The sequence below is a fragment of the Streptomyces sp. NPDC127106 genome (genome assembly GCF_042677605.1).
Classification (GTDB): Bacteria; Actinomycetota; Actinomycetes; order Streptomycetales; family Streptomycetaceae; genus Streptomyces.
Map to the genome: position 1 here is coordinate 18266 of NZ_JBHXTC010000022.1, position 22142 is coordinate 40407.

Here is a 22142-nt window from a genome sequence, read left to right on the forward strand (position 1 = left end):
GACTCACGGACCGGATCACGCCCGCCACGTACCGATCGCCGGCGGCGAGCCGCGGACGGCCGAGTTGCTCGTCGACGTCGTCGAGCGGATCGTCGTCCCCGTCACCGGCCCGCCCGACCCGGAGGCGGGCGAGCCGTCCACGGCGACCTTCGCCCTGGAGGCCATCGGGCGGGTCCTGGTGACCTCCCTGCGGACGTGGTCGGAGGCTCGGCCGGACGCGGCGGAAGGCATCGCCCGTTCCGTCGTCGACTTCGTCGTGCCAGTTCCTCGCCGACGACCACGAGGACGTGGCCGAGGTCCTGCGGCAGCTGGAGGCGGTCGGAGGGGGCCAGGCCCTCGATGCCCACCCCGCACCGGCCGGAGCCGCCCGGTGCATCTCTCCCTCGTGCAGTGCGCATCGTGGACGGCAGTGGTCGCACCGCACCCATCGGGTGGGCACCACCGTCGGCACCGCACCCCACCGCACCGCACCGGGCACCACGATGCGTACCACCGCCCACCGCACCAGACGCACGGCCGGAGTGGCGGGCAGAACCTGGCCGGGATCGACGGCGCGGGCGTCAATCAGTGGACTGCAACGGCAGCCCGAACCAGCGTTGGACCGCACCGACCGCAACCGGCGCGTGGTGGCGCGCCGTCTACGATGGCCTTGTCATGGTCACAGTGAAGGTGCTCGGTTCGTTCGGGGTCGAGGTCAATGGTCGCCCGGTCGATGCCGGAGGCAGGCTCGCCCGCATGGTTCTGGTCCAGCTGCTGCTCGCCCGTGGGGCGGTCGTGCCCACCGAGCGGATCATCGAGCGGCTGTGGCCGACACGCGTACCGTCGAGCGCACAGGCGTCCCTTCACGCCTACATCGCGCGCCTGCGTCGCGTCCTCGAACCGGAACGCGCCCCGCGCACGCCTGCCCGACTGCTGCTCAGCGCGCCCTACGGCTATGCCCTCGCTCTGGAGGCCGACGCGGTCGACGCCTGGGTGTTCGAGAGCCGGGTGCTGACCTGCTCGGCTCCGCAGTTGCCCGCCCGCGTCGCCGCCGAGGGCCTGTCCGAGGCGCTCGCGTGGTGGGGCGGAGCGCCCTACGCCGAGTTCTCGAACGAACCGTGGACCGCGGGCGAACGCGCCCGCCTGGAAGAGGTGCACCGCACCGCCCGCGAACGGCTCACCGCGGCACGGCTCGCCGTCGGCGAGGCCACGCGCGCCCTCGCCGACGCGGGCGCGCTCACCCGGGAGCAGCCGCTGCACGAGGAGGGCTGGCGACTGCTGGCCCTGGCACTGTGGGCACGCGACCGCCAAGGGGACGCCCTGGCCGCGTTGCGGCAGGCCCGGCGTGTCCTTGGCGAAGAGCTCGGCGTCGCGCCCGGATCCGCCCTGCTGGAGCTGGAGCAGGCCCTGCTGCACCAGCGCCTGGACGTCCTCCGCCGGGCGACCGGGCCATCCGCCACCGCCACCGCCACCGCCACCGCCAGCTGGCCTTCCGGGCCGGCCATCGCCGCCGCGGGCAGGCAAGACCGGCGGCCGGCTGGTCCCGCCGGAGGCGGGAGGGCGACGTCGCTGACGGCGGACCGGCTCCTGGGCCGAGACGAGGACCTCGCCGGGCTCGCCGCCGCTGCGGACCGGGCCCGGGCAGGCCGTGTCCAGGTGGCCCTCATCTCCGGTGAGGCCGGCATCGGGAAATCCAGTCTCCTGGAGGCGACCGTCCGTCAACTGCCTGAGCAGGGCTGGCTGGTAGGGGCAGCGCAGTGCCCGGAGACCGACGGCGCCCCGCCCGGCCGAGCCTGGTTCGACATGCTGCCGCGCCTGGCGCAGGACGCGCCCCCGGGTCCGTACGCCGAGGAGCTCGCCCCCTTGCTGGCCCCGGGCACGGAGGGGAAACCCGGGCAGCCGGACGGCAGTCCGGCCCGGCGCTACCGACTGCACAGGGCGCTGCTCGGCTGGCTGCGCGACACGGCGCTGCGGCGGCCGCTCGCGATCGTGCTGGACGACCTGCACCGCGGTGACCAGGAGAGCATCGAGCTGTTCCTGATCTGCGCCGAGCAGCTGCGCGACGTACCACTGCTCCTGGTGGGCTCGTACCGCACCGGAGAGGGCGATCTGACCGGGGCGCTGGCCCGCCTGGCCGCCTGCGAGCCCGTACGGCTGCGGCTCAGCGGGCTGTCGGACGCCCAGGCGAAGGAACTGCTGCGGCGCGGCGCGGCCACCATGAGCGATCACGCCGCGACGGCCCTGGCCGAACGGGCCGGGGGCAACCCCTTCCATCTTCGGGAGAGTGCGCTCCTGCTCGCCGCCGAGGGCGAACACCAGGCTCTCGCCCGTGTCCCGCAGGGTGTCCAGGACGTACTGCGGCGACGGCTGGCTCTGCTCGCGCCGACCGTCACGGCCGGGCTGCGGCTGGCGGCCGTCGCCGGACGCGAGGCTCCCGTCGCCCTCCTCGTCCACGCCGCGGACAGCGACCCCGAGCAGCTCCTCGACGCCCTCGACGCGGGAGTCACCGCCGGCCTGCTCACCGAGCCGCGACCGGGCACGGTCCGCTTCACCCACGCCCTCGTACGGGATGCCCTGGAGGGGGACCTCACACGACTGCGGCTGGCCCGGATGCACTCCCGCCTGGGCCGGGGATTGATCACCCTCGGCTCGGACGACATCGCCGCCATCGCCCACCACCTCCTCCGGGCGGCCGCGGTCGTGACCTCCGACGCCGGGCCCGCGGTCCACCACGCCCGGCTGGCCTGCGAGCAGGCAGTGCGCCGCTACGCCCCGCAGAGCGCCGAGGCACTGCTGAACGCGGCCCTCGGCCTCCTCACCGACCATCCGGCCGCATGCGCCGACCAGGACCTGGCCTCGTTGCGGGTGACGCTGCTGGGACAGCTGGTGGACTGTCGGATCCGCATGGGGGCTGTGGTACCCGCCCGCGAGGCCCAGGAGCAGGCCGTACGGGTGGCTCGTGCGGAGGGCCGGGCCGACCTGCTGACCGCTGCCTACACGACGTGGACCGAGCCGACGCCCTGGCGCGTGCGCCCCTATGCGGCGTCCGACCCCGAGGCCGTCGAGGAGCTCGAGGAGCTGCTGAAGAACCCTGGGCTGACCGTCCCTCAACGGTGTCTGCTCCTCGACCAGCTGTCCGACGCGCTCGACGACACCGACCCCCGTGCCGTGGCCGTGGCGCGGCAGGCCGTGGAACTCGCCCGGACCGTGGGCGAGCCCCGTCTGCTGGGTCTGGTCCTCACCTCGCTGCTGCGCAAGGTCGACGGCGAGCTCGAACCCGCCGCGTACCGGGAGCTGCACCGGGAGCTCGCCGACGTCGCCGACGCCCAGGACAGCCCCGAGTACTCCTGGATGAGCTGCTACGTCGCCGCTCGGATCGCCGCCGGCCGCAACGACCCGGCGGAGATGGAGCGGTGCCTCGTACGGGCGGACGAGATCGCCCGCCGGTACGAGCTCCAGGGCGCGTTCGCGGTGGCCAGGCTGCGCCATCCCATGCTCGCCATGGCACAGGGCCGGTTCGAGGAGGCGGAACAGGCCCTCGGGACGGCGGTCGCGGAACTCCGCGCGCGCGGTGCGGTGGACCTCAGCGGGCTCGCCGCCCTGAGCATCGGGTGCATCCGCCTGCAGCAGCGCCGGTTGGACGAGATGCTGCCCACGCTGCTGGCGGTGTGGGAGCGGTACAAGCCGCACAACGAAGCCCTCGCGGCGATGGCGCTGCTCGCCGGCGGCCGCCCCGAGGAGGCCCGGGAGATCTTCGCGCAGCGCGTGCCGCTGCGACGCGACTTCGCCTACCCCATCCTGGCCGGGCTGCGCGGCATGGCCGCCATCGCCTTCCGTGACGCGGCGGCCGCCGCCGAGGTCTACGAGGAACTGCTGCCGCTGCGCGAGCTGGCGGGCGGCGCGAGCAGCCTCAGCCTCGTCCTTCGGCCCGTGGCGCAGACCCTGGGTGAACTGGCCCGGTTCCTGGACCTCCCCGAGCAGGCCGGGTGCCACTACCGCGAAGCGGCGCGGGTGGCGGACGCGTGGGACTCGCCCCTCTGGGCGGAGGCGGCCCGGGCCGGGCTGGCCGAGCTACCGCCCGAGGTAGGCGGCGGGCGAGCCGCGCCCTAGTCTTCTGAGTCAGGAATTCTGTTCAGATAGCTGGCGAGGCGTTCGAGGATCTCGTCTGCGGTCTTGGTCCAAACGTAGGGCTTGGGGTCGGTGTTCCAGACGGCGATCCAGTCTCGGATGTCCTTCTCGAGGGCCTGGACTGACTTGTGGACGCCTCGCCGTATCTGCTTGTTGGTGAGTTCGGCGAACCATCGCTCCACCAGGTTGAGCCAGGACGACCCGGTCGGGGTGAAGTGCAGATGGAATCGGGGATGGCTGAGGAGCCACTTCTTGATGTCCGGTGTCTTGTGGGTGGCGTAGTTGTCGCAGATCAGGTGGACGTCCAGGCCTGCGGGCACTTCCTTGTCGAGCTTGACCAGGAACTTCTTGAACTCCTCGGCGCGGTGGCGGCGGTGCAGGGAGCCGATCACCTTGCCCGTGGCCACGTCGAGTGCGGCGAACAGGGTGGTCGTGCCGGCGCGGACGTAGTCGTGCGTTGACCGCTCCGGGACCCCCGGCATCATCGGCAGCACCGGCTGGGACCGGTCCAGGGCCTGGATCTGTGACTTCTCGTCCACGCAGAACACCAGCGCCCGCTCGGGCGGGTCCAGGTAGAGGCCGACGACATCGTGGACCTTGTCGACGAAGTAGGGATCGGTCGACAGCTTGAAGGTCTCCGAGCGGTGCGGCTGCAGGCCGAACGCCCGCCAGATCCGTGAGACCGAGGACTGGGACAGGCCCATCTCCTTCGCCATCGACCGCGTCGACCAGTGTGTCGCGTTCTTCGGCGTGGACTCCAACGTCCTGGTGACCACAGAGGCCACCTGCTCATCCGTCACCGACCTGGGACCGCCCGAACGCGGCATGTCTCCCAGGCCGGCGATCCGGTACTCCACGAAACGGGCCCGCCAACGGCCGACCGCATGAGGCGTCGATCCCAGACGGACAGCGACATCCTTGTTCGAGGCGCCCTCGGCGCAGGCCAGGATGATCCGACACCGCAAAGCCCACGCCTGCGGCGTGGAGCGACGCCGCACCCACCCCTCCAGCGCAGCGCGTTCCTCATCCGACAGCGTCAACTCGGCCTTCGGCCGCCCGGTACGTGCCACAAGCCAAGCCTACACATCTGAACAGAATTCCTGACTCAGGAGACTGGCGGGGACTCCGGAAGACGGGTGGCGTTGCGGGCGGGGAAGCGTGTTCCGCCCGGCGCGCAGCGTGCTCAGTACAGCTTGTTCACCGCGGTTCGCAGGGTGTTCTTCCAGGCGGTCACCGGTGGATCGCCCCAGTAGCTCTGCCACATGTTCAGTGTGACGGTGTCTCCGTCGCGGCCGACGCCCCACAGGTAGTTGAAGTGCGGGCGATCGGAGGCTTCAGCGTCGAAGGTGTACATCCCGTGCAGGGTGGCGCCTTCCTCCACGTCCAGCACGCCGTGGTCGTAGCCGGTAGCGGTCACCCCGGGCTCCTGGGGGCGGTTCGCGCACTCGGCGTAGTTCTTGCGGGTCTCCGCTGCGAACGTGATGGCCTCGGCCTCGGTGGCGAAGACGACCACCTTCTGCTGGGCGTAGGCGGTCTCCGCGGTGCTGAAGTCCCGGTGCCAGACGTTGACCTCGGGCTTGTTCTCCGGCCAGGGTGCCAGGCATTCGTGCGTGTCGCCCCAGCCGCGCGAGACCGGTGCGGCACGCCACGACTCGGTCTTGGGCAGGTCGGAGATGTACAAGGTGCCCGGCCGCGGCCGCCACTGGTCGGCACCCGCCGCAGGCCCAGAAGTCACCGCGACCGCCGCCGCAGCGCCCACCGCGATGCCAGCCCAGCGCATTCGTGTTCGTAACCCCATCACGTGCTTCCTCCCCCGAAGTGTTCCGATTACGTGCCGCCCCTGTGGGCAGCGACCGTGCTGGGTTCCAGGGTGAGGTGGCCGCGTCTCTTCGGCCCAGCCTTTGGCAGGGGTGACCTGAAGCTGTGGTCTCCCTGGCCGAAAGCGGCGAACTCGGCGAGGCGTAGATCACCTCCCGGCGGGTCTGATCCGTCGGCGGTCTCGGAACCCGGCGTGATGACTCCCGGGCCGGCGACTGACGCCACCACGTGGAACGGAACGGCGACCGTGCTCACCAAAGGACGCCCGACCAGTACCGTCGTCGCGTGGGCGGACCTCACCGAACTCACCTGGCTGGACGGCGTCTCAGCGGTGCCCGATACACTCCACTTCCGCCTGCGCTCCGGCGCGGTCCCTCCCAGTCGGCAGCGCGGCGTGGTATCCCGGCCACCGCGAGTCGTGTTCGAGCTGACGACGAGGTCGCCCGCATCCGGGCCCTCAGCCGCAAGGGCGGGCTGCCGGCCTTCCGTGACGCGACCCTGTTCAAGACCGCGTACGCCTTCGGCACACGGCGGAACGAGACGCGGATGCTGGACGCCGCCGACTTCGGCCGCAACCCGTACGGAGCCGAGTACGGCGAGTTCGGTCCATGCCGGGTCCGCTTGGGCAAGGCAAAGGCGGAGAACAACGAGCCGAGAGAACCACAAGAGACCAAGCGAGGGGACGACGATGAGTACCGCCGAAGAGCAGGACCGACTCCTGCGAGGACCCAGAACCGCTCTCGAACAAGCCCGGCGGGACCCCGCGACGTGGGCGGACCTCGCCTACTGCGGCGTTCAGGACACCCCCGAAGGTCCCGTGACCGATCGCAACAGAGCCGCCCGCTTCGCGGTTCTGTGGGCACTGCAATACGACCGCCGGCCCCAGGACCTACCGCTCCTGCGCTTCCTCCTCCAACAGCAGACCACGTTCTATCAGGAGGCCGTCCCCTGGGGGCTGGCCCCAGACCTGACGCTGGCCGGCTTCCTGGTCGCCGAGCACCGGCAGGCGGAGGACCTTTGGCTGCACTGGACCGCGAAGAACATCAGCTTCGACACGGCTCTCGGCTATCACCTCAACCACTTGCTCACCGGAGGTGCCGCAGCTACCGCCGAGCTGGTACGAGCCAGCACCCACCCCGACCGTGACCGCATCCTGGGCGACATCACCTCGGACCGCCACACCGATGCCGCCGTTGAGGGGTGGCTGGATCAGCAACGCGAACAGTTCCCAGCCGACCCGGCCGACGAGAGTCTGAAGGCATGGGCCTACCACGCAGCGCGCCTCGGCGAACGCGAGGCATCCCGCCTGTTCATGACCGAGTGGGCCGCCAGCGAGCCTCGAACCGACGACACGCTCAATACACTGCAGTTCCACCTGGCCCAACTCGGCTACCTCACCGAGGCGGTGGCGGTGCAGAAAGAAGCCATCGCGCTCTGTGACAGCCCACCGGAGTCGAGTCTCAAGGCCAGCAAGCTGCTGAGTCTGGTCGGATTGGAACGGCAGGCTGGCGACTTCACAGGGGCATGGCAATCCCTGCAGGCAGCCGGGCAGGCGCTCTCAGGAGTCCCGGACTGGCCGTGGATGGGCATGTGGCAGGCCTTCGTCAAGGAGTACTTCCTGCTCGTTCCAGTTGCGCCCGGACACCAGGGTCGGTTGCTGCTGGAGGAGGGCGACCGGCATCTACGAGAAGCTCCGCAGAAATGGCTGAGCGGGGTACTCGACTCGGCGATTGCGGCAGCCGAGCACCTCAACGAGAACGACAAACTCAGCCGATACCAAGCTCTGCGAGGCGTTGATCATCACCAGCGAGGGCGACGGCCATCACCTCGATCGGCGGAGACATCACGAGGCACTGGCCCGCACCCGTGATGGGGCACGGGGCGCCGCAGGCGTACCGACAGCAGTCGTGGTCGGTGCATGCAGTTCGGACTGTCCTCGAAGAAAGGGCCTAGGTCAGCAGCACGATCGCCGCCGCCCCGAGGAAGTCCACGACACCACACCACTCCGACCAGGCCCGCGGCACGACCTTGCCTGTGCGATGGTGCACTACATCCCACACGCCGTGGGCGAACCAGCCGACCGCTACGACGTAGCCAGCGCCCGGCGGGCCCACCGCGAGCGCCAAGAGCCCCACGGACGTGAAGACCACGAGGCCAGCCAGCTGGACCGCCAGGGCGCGCTGTGTGCCGAGCTCCCGGCGCCTGGCCCCGAAGGCCAGGTAGCACAGCGGCATAACGACGAGGAGGGCCGCGAGCAGTTCGAACGGCGCGGCACCGTCGGCAAAGGTGATGACGACGAGGGCCACGGCGAGCCAGGTGGGCCAGCGCCGTGCACACCGGGTCAGGAGAACGCGAACCTTGCTGGCCTTGCCGTCGGGCGGGACGTCGGTCGTGCTGCGTGCGCGGGAGCCGCGGGGAAGGTCCATGCACCCACGGTCGCGGCCGACAGGCCGGTCGTGGGCTCTCGTGCTCTCTTCCTGTCACGAACCTTGGGATGTAGGTCCGTCCGGCATAGGGTCACACCTCATGGGGGAACGGCTCATGCTGGTGATCGGGTACGAAGCGGCTGAGTTGCTGGATATCGCGTGCGTCACGACCGCGCTGCAGATGGCGAACCGGATCGGGGACCTCGCCCACCGGTACCGCGTCCGGCTGGCCGGACCGGCCGGCGCACCGATCGACTGTGGTTCCGGGATCCTCCTGCTCAGCCAGGAATCGCTGGAACGGGTGACGGGCCCCCTGGACACGCTCTTCGTCTCGGGTGGCATCGGCTTCGAACGTGCCGCGCAGGACGTGCGGCTGGTGGGACACGTGCGTCGGCTGGCACGGGAGAGCCGCCGGGTGGCCTCGCTGTGCACAGGGGCCGCCGTCCTCGCTGCCGCGGGCCTCCTCGACGGTCGCCGCACCACCACGCACTGGCGGTTCGCAGCCCAGCTCGCGGCGAGGCATCCCGCCGTCACCGTGGATCCAGACCCCCTCTACATCAAGGACGGGAACGTCTACACGGCGGCGGGAATCACCAGCGCGATCGATTTGACCCTTGCCCTCATCGAGGAGGACCACGGTTCCGAACTGGCTCGCCAAGTTGCCCGCGACCTGGTTGTCTATCTGCAACGCCCGGGAAACCAGGCGCAGGTGAGCCTGTTCACCGCCGCCCCTCCGCCCCGCGACGACGTGATCCGCCGACTGGTGGAGCACATCGCTGAGCACCCGAACCACGACTTGTCGGCCGGGGCCCTGTCCATGCTCGCTGGAGTGGCCCCGCGTCACCTGAACCGCCTGTTCGTTGAACACCTGGGGCTACCTCCCGGCCGGTACGTCCGACGCGCCAGAACTGAGGCCGCAGCCCACCTGCTGACCTCGACGACGCTTCCGCTGTCGAGCGTGGCCGCCCGGTGCGGCTTCGGGTCCGCCGAGACGCTCCGGCAGGCCTTCACCGCCAGATATGGAATCTCCCCGGGCCGCTACCGTTCCGCACACCGCGCAGCCGCCGCCGGGCCCGCCTGAACGCCCCCTACCTGCCCGGGTACCGCGGGTGGTCTGTTGACTGCACGGTCTGGTGGATCAGCTCGACACGGGGAATGGGGCGTCGGTGTACTGGGCGGCGTACTCCTCGGTGGGCGGGACGACGGTGATGACGTCGATCAGCACACCGTCGGGGGCGGCGAGGATGAAGTGGCGCTGGCCGAACTCCTCCGTGCGCAGCGGCAGTACCTCGGGCAGGCCGGCCGCCGTCACGAGCCGCTGGTGCTCGGCATCCACGTCGTCCACCTCGAAGTTCAGCAGCAAGCCGCCCCGCAGCGCGACGCGGTGGCCCTCAGGGAGGGTCGGGTGGGCGTTGTCGAGGAGGGCCAGCTCGTACTGCGGGGCGTCGGGGCGGCGCAGACTGACGTACCAGTCCGCCTCGAACGTCACCTCGAACCCGAGGTGGCGGGTGTAGAAGTCGCGGGAGGCCGCCACGTCCCGGGTGGCGAGCACGGGGTAGAAGCCGCCGAGCTTGGTCGTGGGCATGGTGGTGAGTTCGTTCGTCATGGCAGAGCTCCCTCAGATCCATTTCACATACCCGGGGTATGTGAATAGTGGCGTTAGCATACCCCCGGTATGTGAAATGGAAAGGGCGGTGTGGGCGATGGCGGTCAACCGGGCGCAGCAGCGGGCGGCCACGCGGCAGGCGCTGCTGGCCGAAGGGCGGCGGCGGTTCGCCGCCGATGGGTACCACCACGTGGTGCTGGCCGAGGTGGCGCGGGCCGCCGGGGTCACCAAGGGGGCCGCCTACCACCACTTCGACAGCAAGGCGGGGCTCTTTCGGGCCGTCGTCGCCGAGGTCCAGCAGGAACTGGGCGAGCGGGTCGCGACCGCAGCCGAGCAGTACGAGGACCTCTGGGAGCAGCTCCGGGCCGGCTGCCGGGCCTTCCTGGCTGCGGGCACCGACCCGGCGGTGCGGCAGATCCTGCTGGTCGACGCGCCGACCGTGCTGGGCTGGAACGAGTGGCGGGCCCTGGACGAGGAGTACTCTGCCCGGCACCTCGCGGACGCCCTGACGGCGCTCGCCGCAGCCGGGATCATCGCCGACCAGCCGGTGGAGCCCCTGGCCCGGCTGCTCTCGGGGGCGATGAACGAGGCAGCGCTCTGGATCGCGCGAAGCGGGGACCCACAGGCTGCGGAGCAGGCGCTCGACCGGCTCCTGGCGGGGCTGCGCACCCCGGCCTGACCTCGCGCGCGGACGCTCAGCTTGTTCTCTGTGTCGCCCACACTGGCGGCCGCCGCGAAGTAGCCACCCGCCACGTGCTGGATCCCGTCAACGCGGGAGCAGGTGGAGGGCGGCCTCGCGTAGGGCTTCGTCGAGGCAGCGCTGCTCATGGACGGGGTCGAAGAAGTCGTCGGGCCTGATGACTCGGCGGGGCGAGGTGGCCCAGTGCTCGACGCGCCGGCGCAGGGCGTCGGGTGTCGTGCCGATGCGCGCGAGCACCTCCACAGCGCGGACGCTCGTCGTGTACGCATACCCGCTGGTCACGTGGGCGGGGAGCTCGACGAGTCCGGTGAGCGCGGCAACGGCTCGCGCGGGGTCCTGGGTGATGCGCCAGTCGGCTTCGGCCCCGCGCAGCCGCGCCCACTCGTCCCAGTGGCCGTGGTACGGCTCGATGAGCGGCAGCAGCGGTGCCGCCGCCGGGCCGAGACGCCCCGCCTCCTCGATGCAGTGGTAGCTGGCGTCGTCCGCGGCCATGGCCTGCTTCAGCACGCGGAGGGCCGGTTCCGGGTCGGCTCCGAGGCGGGCGGCGGATACGGCTGCGGTCGCGGCGAGCTCGTCGTGGCCGCTGCGGGCGGCTTCGTCGAGCAGGCCGAACAGCTCAGGGTCCTGGACGCCCCAGTCTCCGAACAGGCGGACGAGCTCCAGTTCGGGGCGGTCCGGCTCGGCGGGGTTCATCCGGTGCAGTACGGCCTTGAGGTCGGGGAGGAGAGCGTGGACGTCGTCCGGTGCCAGGGTGGCGAGGAAGTCGTCGAAGCCCAGGTACGCCGGCCGCTGGAGGGCGAGGCGCTGGTGGTCGCGGTGGCGGGTGCGGGCCGCGAGTGCGGCCACCGCTTCGGCGCACGGGTCGGGCACGGCGGTGAGGAGGCGTTCGTCGCCGAGGCGGCCGAGGGCGAGCTGGGCGCGGTTGGCCGTCTCGGAGTTGTCGCAGAGTTCCTGCCGGAGGAGATGGTCTGCGAGGCCGGGTTGCGGCTGGGTGGCGAAGGGTGTCCAGCAGGCGATGGAGTACAGCAGGTGGGACCGGTCGAAGGGCGTGTGCTGGTGCGGCAGGGCCGCGGTGAGCAGGGCGAGGGTGTCGTTCTCGCGGTCGCGCCAGGTGACGGAGAGCTCGTGGGCACGGCGTGAGCCGCGGCCGTCGACGTCGCCTCGCGTGACGAAGCCGCCCGCCACTGCGGCGGCGGCGTCCGCGTCCTGCTCGGCGATGTCGGTGAGGCGGGAGTCGGTGTCTCCGATCCCGGGGAAGAGCCGTGGTGTGAAAGGGGAACGGCGGCGGATCTGGCGCCGGTGACGTTCCGCCAGGTGGCGGGGTGCCGCCTGGTCGACGGTGAGGTCGCCGTCGGCGGTCGCGACGGCCTCGGCCAGGACCGCGACGAGGTCCGGCGGGTAGGGCGGGTGCGTCCTTTCCAGCAGTGCGAGGGAGGCCGCAGCGCGGACGGCGGGGAGACGGTCCGTGAGGGCGTCGTGCAGGCGCCGGCCCGCCGCCTGCTGGTCGGGGTCGAGCCGGGTGAGAACGGCCAGCGCGTCCACGCGGACCTCGGCGACGGGGTCGGCCTCGTAGCGGGCGGTCAGCTCGCGCAGCGCCGCGGGGAAGCTCTGCCCGGTCGCGCAGCGTGCGACGCGTACCGCGCCGAGGCGGACCTTCGGGTCGTCGTCGGCGAGGAGGTGCAGCAGGCCCGGTACCTCGGCCGTGACCTGCGCATACCCCTCTTCCTCGAGGCCGGCTTGGGGCTGCGGGCCAGGGCCTCCCGCGCCTGCCAGGAAGGCCAGCGCACTCGCCCGCTCGTGGACGGCGTGCACGGCGGCGTGCGCGAGGAACGGCACGGCCGCCACGGTCGCCGGATACACCGAGTCCCGGTTGAGCACCTTGTTGAAGAGGAGGCGCACGGCCCGCTCGGCCCGGTCCGCGTCATCTGCGTACAGAGCCCGTATCGACTCCGGTACGTCGGTGGCAGCACCGTAGGCGTGATGGCACGACGTCCAGTCGACGGTGTCGAGTTCCTGAGGTGGTCTCACACGGACAGACGGTACCGACCGGGTCTGACACCCCATCTCGTTAGCCGGCCGTTGGGTGGTTGAGGTCGGTTAGACCGCTGGTCCAGGGACCTGCCCGGCGAGCAGCCTGAGCGCGCTGTTCGGTCTCTCGTGCCGCCTGGCGCGCGAGGGCGGTCTCCTTCCTGTCGTGTTCCTGTCGTGTTTCGCCCGGTTCCACGCCCAGGTGAGGGCCTCTGACGCCCGAGGCTGTCCTGATCCCCACAGGAACGCCATGCCGTCTACCCGCGAAACGGCAAGAACCTGCACCGGGAATACGTCAACCTCCGCCGGCATCCCGCCCAGGTCAGCGCCACGAAGCCGGTGAAGACCCGTGCCTCCAACCGGTGAAGGGCAGCTGACGCCCATCAGTACAGTTTCACTGACCGGCGACAACCCCTGGCCGGGTCCCGTACCTGCGGGTCAGTGCTCGCAGAGGGAGAACTCCCGTTCGTAGAGCTGCTCGTTGTGTTCGTCGACGAAGAACTTCCTTTCCTTCATGAGTTCTTCGCGGTACGTCTTTGCCTGCGCGAGCGTCATGGTCGAGGTGTCGGACCAGGGCTGCTGCGGCGGTACGTCGGAGGTCGAGACGATCTGCTGTGCCGGGTCGACCAGGAAGAACGCGAGGATCTTGCGGTGTCCCGGGCGGGTGGGGTCCGCGAGGCGGAACGCGTCCACGCGGTGCTGCAGGACGTTGGGGAACGCCACGCAGCGGCCCTCAGGGGTCGGTACCGAGCCCAGCACCTGGTTCAGCGCGTCTTCGTCCTCAAGACCGTAGACCTCGCGCAGCCCGGCGTCGTCGTTCTGTTCGTAATGCGGGTCGTCGAGTGCGGCCCGGAATCCCAGACGGCTTTCCGTGATGTTCTCGCTGTCCCAGTAGTAGATGCCGGTCGAGACGATCCGCTCGTTCAGCATGCCCTCGACGTGCCACGAACCGCCGGGGTACTCGGGCTTGTCCGGTGTGAGGTGGACGGTGGCGAGCTTGACGATGACCTGGAGTCGGCGGCCGCGCAGGTCGACCCGGGCGGATGCGTCGGGCAGTGCGGGCGGGCTGAAGGCCGGAGCGTCCGGGACGATCGGGCGGCGGTTCTCCCACCAGGCCTCATAGGCCTCTTCCCAGGCAGCGCGGGCATCCATGTAGGCCGCGTTGTCACTGTAGGACGACTGGCGTGGATACTCCGGTTCCGCGTCGTACCAGCCGTAGGGATCGGCCTCGATCCGCAGGGGCCGCGGGTGCCGCAGGTCGGTGAGCACGTTCTCGAACAGCGGGCGCAGGCGCGCGAACACGTCCGGCAGGACGGAGGCCAGTGCGCGATGCACCTCGGGGTGGACGTTGTTGACGTACGAGCGGAAGGCGACGGCGCCGTCGTCACTGACGTCGACGTCCGTGGGCAGCCACTGGAACCTCTCCGAGAACTCGTACTTCGCGTAGTGGTTCGTCGGGTTCTGCCAGGCCCGCTCCGGCCCTCCGCTCACCTCCCGGACCAGGCAGAACAGTGAGGGGTGCACGAGATCCAGCACCTGGCCCCCGGATCCGGGATGCCAGTCCCGCTCCGCGTCGGGGACCTCTTCCAGGACCCGGACCGCCTCCCGCAACCGGGACCCGAGCTGCTCGTCGACGAGGGTGTCCGACTGCCAGACCCCATCGACCGCGGACACCTCGATGCCGGTCCGCGCGTCCCGCGACGCGGCGTAGTGCGCCAGCTCGGCGAGCACGTAGCGCACCTGCGCTTCGGTCAGGCCCTGGGCCACCGCTTCCCGCGTCCACCTGTCGACGATGTCGGCGTCGTTCATCTTGTCGAACCACGCAGGCTTGGCGCGCAGGTGCGAGCTGCACTGCATCATCTGCAGTTCCCGCAACGTCCGGGGCGTCGCGAACGCCTGGGAACGGGAGCTCTGGAAGGGCAGCGGGAAGGCGGACAGGCCGGTCACTTCTGGTGATCCTCACGGTCGGTGTGCGGTGCCGGGAAGGATAGCCCGCCCCACTGACACCACAGCCACGGCCCCGGGAGCGGGGACGACCGTCGCGGAAGACCCCCAGTCGGGGGCCGGACGCCATGGGGTGTCCGGGCCCGGGACCGCGCGGGTCAGGCGTTGCCGCCGGTGAGGGCCGCCGTCGGGCCGGCGACGCCAGTTCACCACCGCAGTCCGGCCCACCCGAGCGATCCGCCCCCCTTCCAGCAGCAGCACCTCGTCCTGGTCCGGGACGACGGGGGCGTGGGCGGCGGCGAGGGCGGCGAGCGGGGAGCGGGGAGCGGCTTTCCGCGCGGGCGGTGAGCACCGCCCGCCGGTAGAGCCTGAACCCTTGCGTTCGAAGCGATGGGGGGAAGGGCCTACACGGACGGACCTCGGGCTGGCCAAGGGCCGGGCTCCCGGGCTCCGCGGGTCATGGCATCAGGTCGTCAGCGTGGCTGTGGCGAGGGAACCCCGAAGGATCTGCTCGCGGGGCAGGGAGAGATCGAAAAGACGGCCCAGGATCCCCAGCAGTGTGCACCGCATCTGCTCTTCGCCCTCTTCGCCTGGGTAGCCTTCTCGGCCGGCAACGGGCAGTCCGGCCTCGGCCATGGCCGCTGTCACTTCCGCCGCCACCGCCGGGTCCCCGTCGATACCGTCGTATCCCCATGACCCGTCCAGATGCAGATTGAACGAGCAGGCGAGATGCCCATCGCGGTGGTACGCGAAGAACGGCGGAACGGGCTTGCCGTTGTCCTCTTCGAACGTCACCTGGAAGACGTGCGCGCCGTCCGCCGAGACCGGACCCAGCTCGTTGAACTCGCCCCACCACGGGCCGTACATGACCGCAAACGACAGGCCCGCGTACTCGCCGTAACGCAGGTGCACGTCCGAGTCGACATCGAAGAGGTCGAGGTTTCCCACCTCCTCGGCGGTGTGCTCGCCAGACGCCCGATGGACAACGGCGGGTGCCTCCCAGAAGGCCGTTGCCGCGAGCCGCTGCACCAGCTCGTCCGGGGTCAGCCCCCGGGCCATCACCACGTTGTATCCGCCGAAAGGAATCCAGCGGGGCGCCGCGAGCCAGGCGAGCCCGGTCTCGGGTCCGGCGGGAGTAGTGTCCTGCGTTCGATGAGTCACCCGGACATGATCCAGGACGCCACCGACAACCCGACGCGGTCGGCTTCCCTCGGTGCCGGGCACCTCCCGGCTGCTCCAGCCCCGTCCCCCGATGACGGACGTACTTGCGCTTGCCCGAGCCCGGGTGATCGGGGCAGCTCCCGCGTATGCCATGAGTCCGCCAGCGGTGGCGAAGCGGGCGCGGTCGTCGCCGATATCGGCCAAGAGAAAAGCACCCGCTCCGGTGCCGGTGCCGGTGCCGGTGCCGGTGCCGGTGCCGGTGCCGGTGCCGGTGCCGGGGGAGCTGAGCATGACCGGGGCGTCGGGGTGGATTCGGAAGGTCCGTTCACGGGCCTGTGTTTCCCTCGAAGGCACCGAGGTTGATCAGGCTTATTCGGTGGTCCCAGGCGTCCCACCTCACATGCTTCTGCGCGCCCCAGTAGTAGTTGTCGTAACCCATGAGGTCGCCGTATGCCTCATCTTCGTGCACCCGGTCGGGTCTGCCGAACGCGGCCAGGAGTTCCTCGTACGAGTTCAGGTGGGCGAAGTGGGACAGATGCGGGCCGTAGATCGCGAAGCCGACGACCGACCCGGCTCGAACCTTGTAGGTGAGCTCGTCGGCGCAGTACAGGAATCCGTCTGACCGGGCCGCGTGGTCGACGACCGCGTCGAGGGTCAGCCGACGCCCCTCGGCGTCGTAGTACTCGCTGTCGACGTCGGTCCCGCCGCGGTACCGGGCGACTATGGAAGACCGAGCCTCGATGATGCGCTGGCGTGGGACACTGGTGGCTTGTGCCCCCAGGGCTATGCCGCCCATCTCGACGGTCGTGAGGTCGAGGTGTGGCCGGGAGAGCATGTCCAGGTTGTCGAGGATCTCGATCACCGTCAGAGTCTATGCTCGCCACGTGGGATCCGAACACGGATCGTTCTTGGTCGACGAAGCGGGCACGGCAACGGTGTTGGCCAGGGCGGCCGGGTGCTCAGGCGGTCCGAGCGGCGCACGACGTGGACCCGGGCCGTCAGGGCGCCGGCGGCGAGGCGGGCCCGGTCGTACGGGACGTGGTGCGCAGCGCGTTCAAGCACCGGCACCTGCTCGCCGAAACCCGACGCCATCTCGCCTTCTTCCTGCGCGGCCGCGCCTACCAGCCCTGCCTGGACGAACAGATCGTGCCGGCCGTCGTCGACGACTGCACCCGCCCGGCCAGCCGACGAAACACCACGGCGACCGTGCCGACGGTGCCTGCGTAACGTCGACCCCCTGCCGCACCCGCGCCGACACCGCCGCGGCCGCCGCCCGCGCACTCTCCGCCAGCCGGTAGACGGTGCAGGCGCCGAAAGCCCGGGTCGCTGAGGTCCGCCATCGCTCACGCAGCTCGGTCAGCGGTCACCCCGCTGCCCCGCGGCGTGGCCGGAACGGGTCACTTCCCCCTTGAACGATGGCGTTGTGGTGTTCGCCCTACCGAAGCGGCCGACCCGAGCACTGGCCAAGGCGAGCCCCGCCGAACTCGAAGAATCGCAGGCCGCTGGACCACACGGCTCAGGTAGGAAGGAGTCCCCGGATGCGGACTTCGACGCCAAGCTCGCCAGGATCGAGTACGCGATCAACGAGCGGCCCGACCGCACGTTCGCGTTCGACGAGTTCGGACCGCTCGCATCCGTCCCACCGCCGGCTCCTGCTGGGCCGAACGAGGCAGGCCCGATCGGATGCCGGCAACGTTCCGCCGCACCCACGGCATCACCTACCTCCACGGCTGCTACACCGTCGGCGACGACCAGATGTGGGGAATCAACCAGCGCCGCAAGGGCATCGACCACACCTGGGCAGCCATGCGAACGGTCCGGGCCGCCCGTCCGGACGGCGCCCCGATCTACGTGATCCTCGACAACCTCTCCGCCCACACGAACTGACGGATGAACCAACCACACCGTCCAGACGAGGGCCTGCGCGCTTATCCGCGCTGGCGCAACAAGAACGCTCGCCAGCCCGACGTCCTCGCCGCCCAACGCCGCGAACGCGCCGCATCCGCAGCGAGAAAGCCATCCGCCGGGGTGGCAGACCCCTGCAAGGAGCGGCACGAACAAGGCCAATCGCCTCGTTCACTCGATGGCGGAGACAGTCAACGCGCCAGGCGGAAGTGAACGATGGTGGCGTCATCGGTTGACTTGATGTCGGGGTAGTGGAACCGCAGCCTGTCCTGCAGCTCGGCGAGATCGCGAAACCCGTCGGCGACGGCGTCCGCTTCGGTCAGCTCGGCAACGCTCTTGGAAGTGATGTGAGTGACCACACCGGACAGCACTACCTCGTCATCCAATTCGAACACCATGTTCACCGGGCCCGTCTCCACGGGGTCGCGGAACCGCACCGTGGTCGTCTTCCGCCCAGTGCGTACAGCATCGAGATAGGTGCGATGGAAATACAGGGTCTGTATCCCCGCCGAGCAGGGCGCTCCGTCGGACGCTGCAGACTGCTCCCCCCAAACATAAGCATGAGGCAGGAGATCGGTGATCGCGACACTGCGAATGCCGCCAGCTGTCGGCACGAGGACGCGGATACCTGGGTGGTGGTCCAGCAGGACCTGCCGGTCCCGACCACACGGCGCGAGCACGCCGCGCCCCGTGTCCCCGACGGCAACGATCGCCGTCAGGTCACGCGCTCCCGCAGCACGCGCATGCCCGAGCGCCACCAACTCCGCGCAAGGTCCGCCCGTGAAGTGATAGAGGTTGATGCCACCGAACATCCGGCCCTGTGCGTCTCGCACGGCTGCCCCGACGGTATGCACCTCACCGTCGCCGTTGGTCTCAACAATGCGCTGGGCGAACTCGACCAGCTCCAGATCTTCTTCTGTCGGCAGATTCATCGTGCTGTCCATCCAACAGACACTACTCATACACGTCCCCAATCCATGCACCCCAGTGAACGGTCGCGGTCACAGCACTGGCTGCAAGTCGGTGGTCATGGGGCACAGGGCCCCACCGATCCGCCGCCGCCGGTTCCCGGCCCTGCGCAGCGCACCCGCCGCAGGCAACGACGACTCCAGCACCGACCACTGCTCGTCACACGGATCCCCCCACGCCCTGCACCGTGACACGGTCTGCGTTCTTGCGGGCACGAGCGGGTCAGGAGAGCCAGTCGGCGTAGCGGGTGGGGGCGAGGTGGGCGTCCTTGTCGGTGAGGACGTCGCCCTTGACGACGGAGAACATGCCGGCGGTGGGGTCGGTGACGACGGCACGGTTGTCCCCCTTGTGGGACAGGGTGATCCGGCCCAGCTCGTCCAGGGCGAAGACCTCGGGACCGGCGATGTTGCGGATGCCCCTCAGCGGGGTGCCCACGGCGACTTCCGCCACCGCGCGGGCCACGTCCTTGGAGGCGATCGGCTGGATCGGCGTGGGGGGCAGCCGGACGGTCTCGCCGTCGGCAGTCCAGGACAGGATCGCGTCGATGAACTCCATGAACTGCGTCGAACGGACGATTGAGTAGGGGATCGGTCCGGCCGTGAGGATGTCCTCCTGAAGCACCTTGGCCCGGTAGTAGTCCAACTCCGGCACCTGGTCCACGCCGACGATCGAGAGAATGACGAAGTGGCCCACCCCGCCCTTTCGGCCCGCGGCCAGAAGGTTGTCCATCGACGTCTGGAAGAAGCCCAGGGAGGCTTCGTCAAAGGTCGGGGAGTTCGTCAGGTTGACGATGACGTCGCTCCCCGCCATCACCTCGTCCAGTCCCTGGCCACTGATGACGTCGACTCCGGTGGATTGCGCGTGCGGTACCGCCTCGTGCCCGACGGCGTTCAGGATCTCGACGACCTGCGACCCGATCAGCCCCGTACCACCGAATACCGCGAGCTTCATGACACACCTTTCACAGGGAGTATGCCCGTAATATGGCATATGAGCGCTCGTGCTCGAAGCAGTCGACGGCCTCGGCCAGGCGTGCGGTTCGAGGGGGACGAGCTGGGGAGGTGGATCGAGCGCCAGCGCCGCTCTGGCCTGGGCCGAGCCTCCTCCGGCACGGCGCACGCCTGTGTGTGGAAACACGTCAGGTCAGCTGACCGCCGTCTCATCGGAGCCGAACTCGGCTGGATTCGGTGTCCGTTCGGGTGTTGCGGCCACGGCGGCAGGGCTACCGTTGCGGCACTGCGCGGGTACGGCGAGAGGGGAGCGTCATGCTGGACGAGGCGGCGGTCGCGCTGGCGGCATCGGTGGGGTCGGGCGTCGTACAGGCCGCCGGGACGGAGGTCTGGCAGGAGTTCCGAAGCCGCCTGGCCCGGTTGCTCGGCCGCGGGAACCGGGCCCAGGAGACCGTGCAGTTGGAGCGCTTGGACCGGACCGCCGCCGAACTGGCGGCGGCGGCCGTGCAGGACGGCGACGGGCCGGAAGAGCGAAGAGGCGAGGAGCGGAGCAGGCACGGCGCGGCCTGGCGGACGCGCACCCAGGACCTGCTGGAGCAGTTGGAACCGGACGAGCGGGCCGCGGTGGCGGCGGAACTCCGCGCGCTGCTGCACGAGGTCGCGGAGGCCGTGCGCCCGGCGGGCGGGGGTGTCACGCGGAACGTGTTCTTCGGACCGGCGGCGGTCCAGTCCGGGGACGGCAACGTCCAGGTGAACCGGTTCGACTCCCGCCCGTGACCGGGGCCGAGTCCGGCGAGGGCGACAGCCGCCGCGGGGAAGCCTTCCACGGCCCGGCCGGGGTGCAGCGCGGCAGCGGGAACCTCCAGGTGAACTTCCACGAGCACCGCGCGAGCGTCCTCTCCGCCTGCGCGGTCGCCCTGGTGTGCGTGGCCGCCGTGATCGCCGTCCGGGTGGGCGGAGGATCGAGCCCGGGGCCCACCGCCTCCCCCACGAACACAGCCCCGGCACCGGCACCGGGCCCGAGCACAGCGCCGCCGGGCACAGCGCCGCCGGGCACGGCCGAGGCGGATCCCTCGGTGCTCACGGGGCGGCTGGTCAACGACGACAGCGGGCTGTGCCTGCGGGTGGCCGGCGCCGACGACCGCCTCGTGCCGGTGCAGGACACGTGCACCGGTTCCGCCGACCGGACCTGGATGCTGGCGCGGGCGGACGGCGGTGCCACCCGCACGTTGCGCAACGGGTACAGCGGCCGGTGCCTGGCCGCGACGGGCCCGGAGAACGACGCCCCCGTCCACCAGCTCACCTGTACCCCTCGGTACGAAGGGCAGCGCTGGGAACTGCTGTGGGGCACCGGCGCCCGAAGCGGGCAGTTCATGCTGCGCAGCATCGGCCCCGCCAAGTGCCTGCTGGTGCGGGGCCCCGCTGCGGGTCGGCCCGCAGCGCAGACGTCCTGCGGCGCGGAGTACGCAGACCAGTGGTGGCGCCTCGCTCCCTGAGGGCTTCAGCACGGTCGTTCCCGGTCCTGTGGACCGCCTGACAGGTCACACGAACACCTGCTTCCGGGTTTCATGGCGGGTCACACGGCGGGGAGACCTCAGCGCCTGAGTGTTGCGCGGCATCGACCTGCTCGGGCGCCGTCCCGCGGCGGGGCTCGGGGAGGTTCGAAGCTCCAGGCTGCTCGCGGTGGCGCAGCCGGTGCAGCTCACCGGCGGCGGGCCTCTCACCGCGTACGAGTACGCTGGCCTGCCGGAAAGCTACTGACGGAGAACCATGCGTGCTGGATTGCGCACGTTCGTGCGCCTGACCTTCTGCAACTGGCTGTCGGGGTCCTACCTCGGCCTGGCTGCCTTCTTCCTGGGGTTCGGCTTCGGAGTGAACGGCAGCTACGTCGGGGGATTGCTGGGCGGCTTGCTCAGTCTGCCCACGCTCGTCGTGCTGGTCACAGTGGTCAAATCCCTCGGGGCCTGGGCCCAGGGGGACGTCGTGATGGTCTGCGTCCTCGTGTTCTCGTACCTGTTTCAGGCGTTCCTGCTCGGGTTGCTGGCACGCGCCGTCAGGACGAGGTCACAGCGGTCCGGCGGGGTCAGGAAGGGTTCCCGCGCCGACCTCATGGGACGAATGCCCCGTTGAGGGTTTGCAGCCGGCCCGTAGTGGTCCGGGGCACGGCGGGCACGGGCTGCTACCGCCAGACCTGCCGCTCCCACCCACACCGGGGGCAGTGCAGGCGCTTCCCGCGCCACGCCCGGATGATCGGACCCAGCGCCGTCGTGAGGACGATGCCGGGGAACGACCGCATCTCGCCGATCAGGCCGAGCTGGTCCCGGAACGCCTCCCGGTAGGTGTCGCGCCGGACGACGAGCTCGGTGCGGCACTTGGCACATCGGCGTGGCGTGTCCATGTGCACCCCCGGTGTACCCGGGCAACACCGCCCGGCCACCACCCAGCGTACGGATGCGCACGCCCGCTGTCACCGCACGGGCGCCTCAACCCCCGTGCCCAGTGGGCTGGTTGGCCGGTGCCGAGCCGCC

General features: G+C 70.5%; 20 protein-coding genes and 1 pseudogene. 9 read left to right on the forward strand and 12 right to left on the reverse strand.

What is annotated here, in order from left to right:
- Window positions 1-15: 15 nt before the first annotated feature.
- Window positions 16-231, reverse strand: coding sequence for a hypothetical protein (locus tag ACFVGY_RS19690; RefSeq protein WP_385678843.1), 216 nt, complete (start codon window positions 229-231; stop codon window positions 16-18).
- A 423-nt stretch (window positions 232-654) separates the two neighbouring features.
- Between ACFVGY_RS19690 and ACFVGY_RS19695 the strand changes: the two genes are divergently transcribed.
- Complete coding sequence (locus tag ACFVGY_RS19695; protein WP_385678846.1) at window positions 655-4089, forward strand: BTAD domain-containing putative transcriptional regulator; 3435 nt, start codon at window positions 655-657, stop codon at window positions 4087-4089.
- Here the strand turns inward: ACFVGY_RS19695 and ACFVGY_RS19700 are convergent.
- Together ACFVGY_RS19700 and ACFVGY_RS19705 are read right to left on the reverse strand one after the other, a co-directional pair.
- Window positions 4086-5177: an IS630 family transposase gene (locus ACFVGY_RS19700; RefSeq protein ID WP_385678848.1), complete on the reverse strand. Its 1092-nt coding sequence runs from the start codon at window positions 5175-5177 to the stop codon at window positions 4086-4088. The two genes, ACFVGY_RS19695 and ACFVGY_RS19700, sit on opposite strands and share 4 nt — an antisense overlap.
- 113 nt (window positions 5178-5290) lie before the next feature.
- The gene (locus tag ACFVGY_RS19705) at window positions 5291-5842 is read right to left on the reverse strand and encodes a hypothetical protein (protein WP_385678851.1); all 552 of its coding nucleotides are present in this window, start codon (window positions 5840-5842) and stop codon (window positions 5291-5293) included.
- A gap of 900 nt (window positions 5843-6742) precedes the next feature.
- On the opposite strand from ACFVGY_RS19705, the gene ACFVGY_RS19710 reads away from it, so the two are divergent.
- Window positions 6743-7795 (forward strand): hypothetical protein, encoded by a 1053-nt coding sequence (locus ACFVGY_RS19710; protein WP_385678854.1) that lies wholly within the window; start codon window positions 6743-6745, stop codon window positions 7793-7795.
- A gap of 79 nt (window positions 7796-7874) precedes the next feature.
- Here the strand turns inward: ACFVGY_RS19710 and ACFVGY_RS19715 are convergent, their stop codons facing one another.
- On the reverse strand, window positions 7875-8351 hold the full coding sequence (locus ACFVGY_RS19715) for a hypothetical protein (RefSeq protein ID WP_385678857.1): 477 nt from the start codon (window positions 8349-8351) through the stop codon (window positions 7875-7877).
- A gap of 100 nt (window positions 8352-8451) precedes the next feature.
- Between ACFVGY_RS19715 and ACFVGY_RS19720 the strand changes: the two genes are divergently transcribed.
- Entirely contained in the window at window positions 8452-9432 is a 981-nt protein-coding gene (locus ACFVGY_RS19720) for a GlxA family transcriptional regulator (protein ID WP_385678860.1), read from the forward strand.
- Window positions 9433-9489: 57 nt separating this feature from the next.
- On the opposite strand, the gene ACFVGY_RS19725 is transcribed toward ACFVGY_RS19720, so the two are convergent.
- Entirely contained in the window at window positions 9490-9957 is a 468-nt protein-coding gene (locus tag ACFVGY_RS19725; RefSeq protein WP_385678863.1) for a VOC family protein, read from the reverse strand.
- A gap of 76 nt (window positions 9958-10033) precedes the next feature.
- Here ACFVGY_RS19725 and ACFVGY_RS19730 point away from each other — a divergent pair, with 76 nt between their 5' ends.
- Window positions 10034-10636: a TetR/AcrR family transcriptional regulator gene (locus tag ACFVGY_RS19730; RefSeq protein ID WP_385678866.1), complete on the forward strand. Its 603-nt coding sequence runs from the start codon at window positions 10034-10036 to the stop codon at window positions 10634-10636.
- An 87-nt stretch (window positions 10637-10723) separates the two neighbouring features.
- On the opposite strand, the gene ACFVGY_RS19735 is transcribed toward ACFVGY_RS19730, so the two are convergent.
- The 4 genes from ACFVGY_RS19735 to ACFVGY_RS19750 all read right to left on the reverse strand — a co-directional run bounded on the left by ACFVGY_RS19735 (window position 10724) and on the right by ACFVGY_RS19750 (window position 16652).
- A complete protein-coding gene (locus ACFVGY_RS19735; RefSeq protein WP_385678869.1) occupies window positions 10724-12685 on the reverse strand; it encodes a hypothetical protein in 1962 nt (653 codons plus the stop codon).
- A 438-nt stretch (window positions 12686-13123) separates the two neighbouring features.
- Window positions 13124-14632 (reverse strand): DUF4246 domain-containing protein, encoded by a 1509-nt coding sequence (locus ACFVGY_RS19740; RefSeq protein WP_385678872.1) that lies wholly within the window; start codon window positions 14630-14632, stop codon window positions 13124-13126.
- A gap of 462 nt (window positions 14633-15094) precedes the next feature.
- Window positions 15095-16081: a hypothetical protein gene (locus tag ACFVGY_RS19745; RefSeq protein ID WP_385678875.1), complete on the reverse strand. Its 987-nt coding sequence runs from the start codon at window positions 16079-16081 to the stop codon at window positions 15095-15097.
- 34 nt (window positions 16082-16115) lie between these two features.
- Window positions 16116-16652: a hypothetical protein gene (locus ACFVGY_RS19750; RefSeq protein WP_385678877.1), complete on the reverse strand. Its 537-nt coding sequence runs from the start codon at window positions 16650-16652 to the stop codon at window positions 16116-16118.
- Window positions 16653-16774: 122 nt separating this feature from the next.
- Between ACFVGY_RS19750 and ACFVGY_RS19755 the strand changes: the two genes are divergently transcribed.
- Both ACFVGY_RS19755 and ACFVGY_RS19760 read left to right on the forward strand, forming a co-directional pair.
- The gene (locus ACFVGY_RS19755) at window positions 16775-17017 is read left to right on the forward strand and encodes a hypothetical protein (RefSeq protein ID WP_385678880.1); all 243 of its coding nucleotides are present in this window, start codon (window positions 16775-16777) and stop codon (window positions 17015-17017) included.
- A 298-nt stretch (window positions 17018-17315) separates the two neighbouring features.
- Window positions 17316-17931: pseudogene (locus ACFVGY_RS19760) on the forward strand (hypothetical protein); the annotation flags it as partial.
- On the opposite strand, the gene ACFVGY_RS19765 reads toward ACFVGY_RS19760, so the two are convergent.
- Together ACFVGY_RS19765 and ACFVGY_RS19770 are read right to left on the reverse strand one after the other, a co-directional pair.
- Complete coding sequence (locus ACFVGY_RS19765) at window positions 17887-18639, reverse strand: ASCH domain-containing protein (protein ID WP_385678883.1); 753 nt, start codon at window positions 18637-18639, stop codon at window positions 17887-17889. The pseudogene ACFVGY_RS19760 and the gene ACFVGY_RS19765 sit on opposite strands and share 45 nt — an antisense overlap.
- A 247-nt stretch (window positions 18640-18886) precedes the next feature.
- Window positions 18887-19615, reverse strand: coding sequence for an SDR family oxidoreductase (locus ACFVGY_RS19770; protein WP_385678886.1), 729 nt, complete (start codon window positions 19613-19615; stop codon window positions 18887-18889).
- A gap of 314 nt (window positions 19616-19929) precedes the next feature.
- On the opposite strand from ACFVGY_RS19770, the gene ACFVGY_RS19775 reads away from it, so the two are divergent.
- The 3 genes from ACFVGY_RS19775 (at window position 19930) to ACFVGY_RS19785 (ending at window position 21744) form a co-directional block, all read left to right on the forward strand.
- The gene (locus tag ACFVGY_RS19775) at window positions 19930-20391 is read left to right on the forward strand and encodes a hypothetical protein (protein WP_385678889.1); all 462 of its coding nucleotides are present in this window, start codon (window positions 19930-19932) and stop codon (window positions 20389-20391) included.
- The gene (locus ACFVGY_RS19780; protein WP_385678891.1) at window positions 20388-21110 is read left to right on the forward strand and encodes a ricin-type beta-trefoil lectin domain protein; all 723 of its coding nucleotides are present in this window, start codon (window positions 20388-20390) and stop codon (window positions 21108-21110) included. Before ACFVGY_RS19775 ends, ACFVGY_RS19780 begins: the two co-directional genes overlap by 4 nt.
- A 274-nt stretch (window positions 21111-21384) precedes the next feature.
- Complete coding sequence (locus ACFVGY_RS19785; RefSeq protein ID WP_385678893.1) at window positions 21385-21744, forward strand: SCO4225 family membrane protein; 360 nt, start codon at window positions 21385-21387, stop codon at window positions 21742-21744.
- Between the two features lie 49 nt (window positions 21745-21793).
- Here the strand turns inward: ACFVGY_RS19785 and ACFVGY_RS19790 are convergent, their stop codons facing one another.
- Complete coding sequence (locus ACFVGY_RS19790) at window positions 21794-22012, reverse strand: hypothetical protein (protein WP_385678896.1); 219 nt, start codon at window positions 22010-22012, stop codon at window positions 21794-21796.
- Window positions 22013-22142 lie beyond the last annotated feature (130 nt).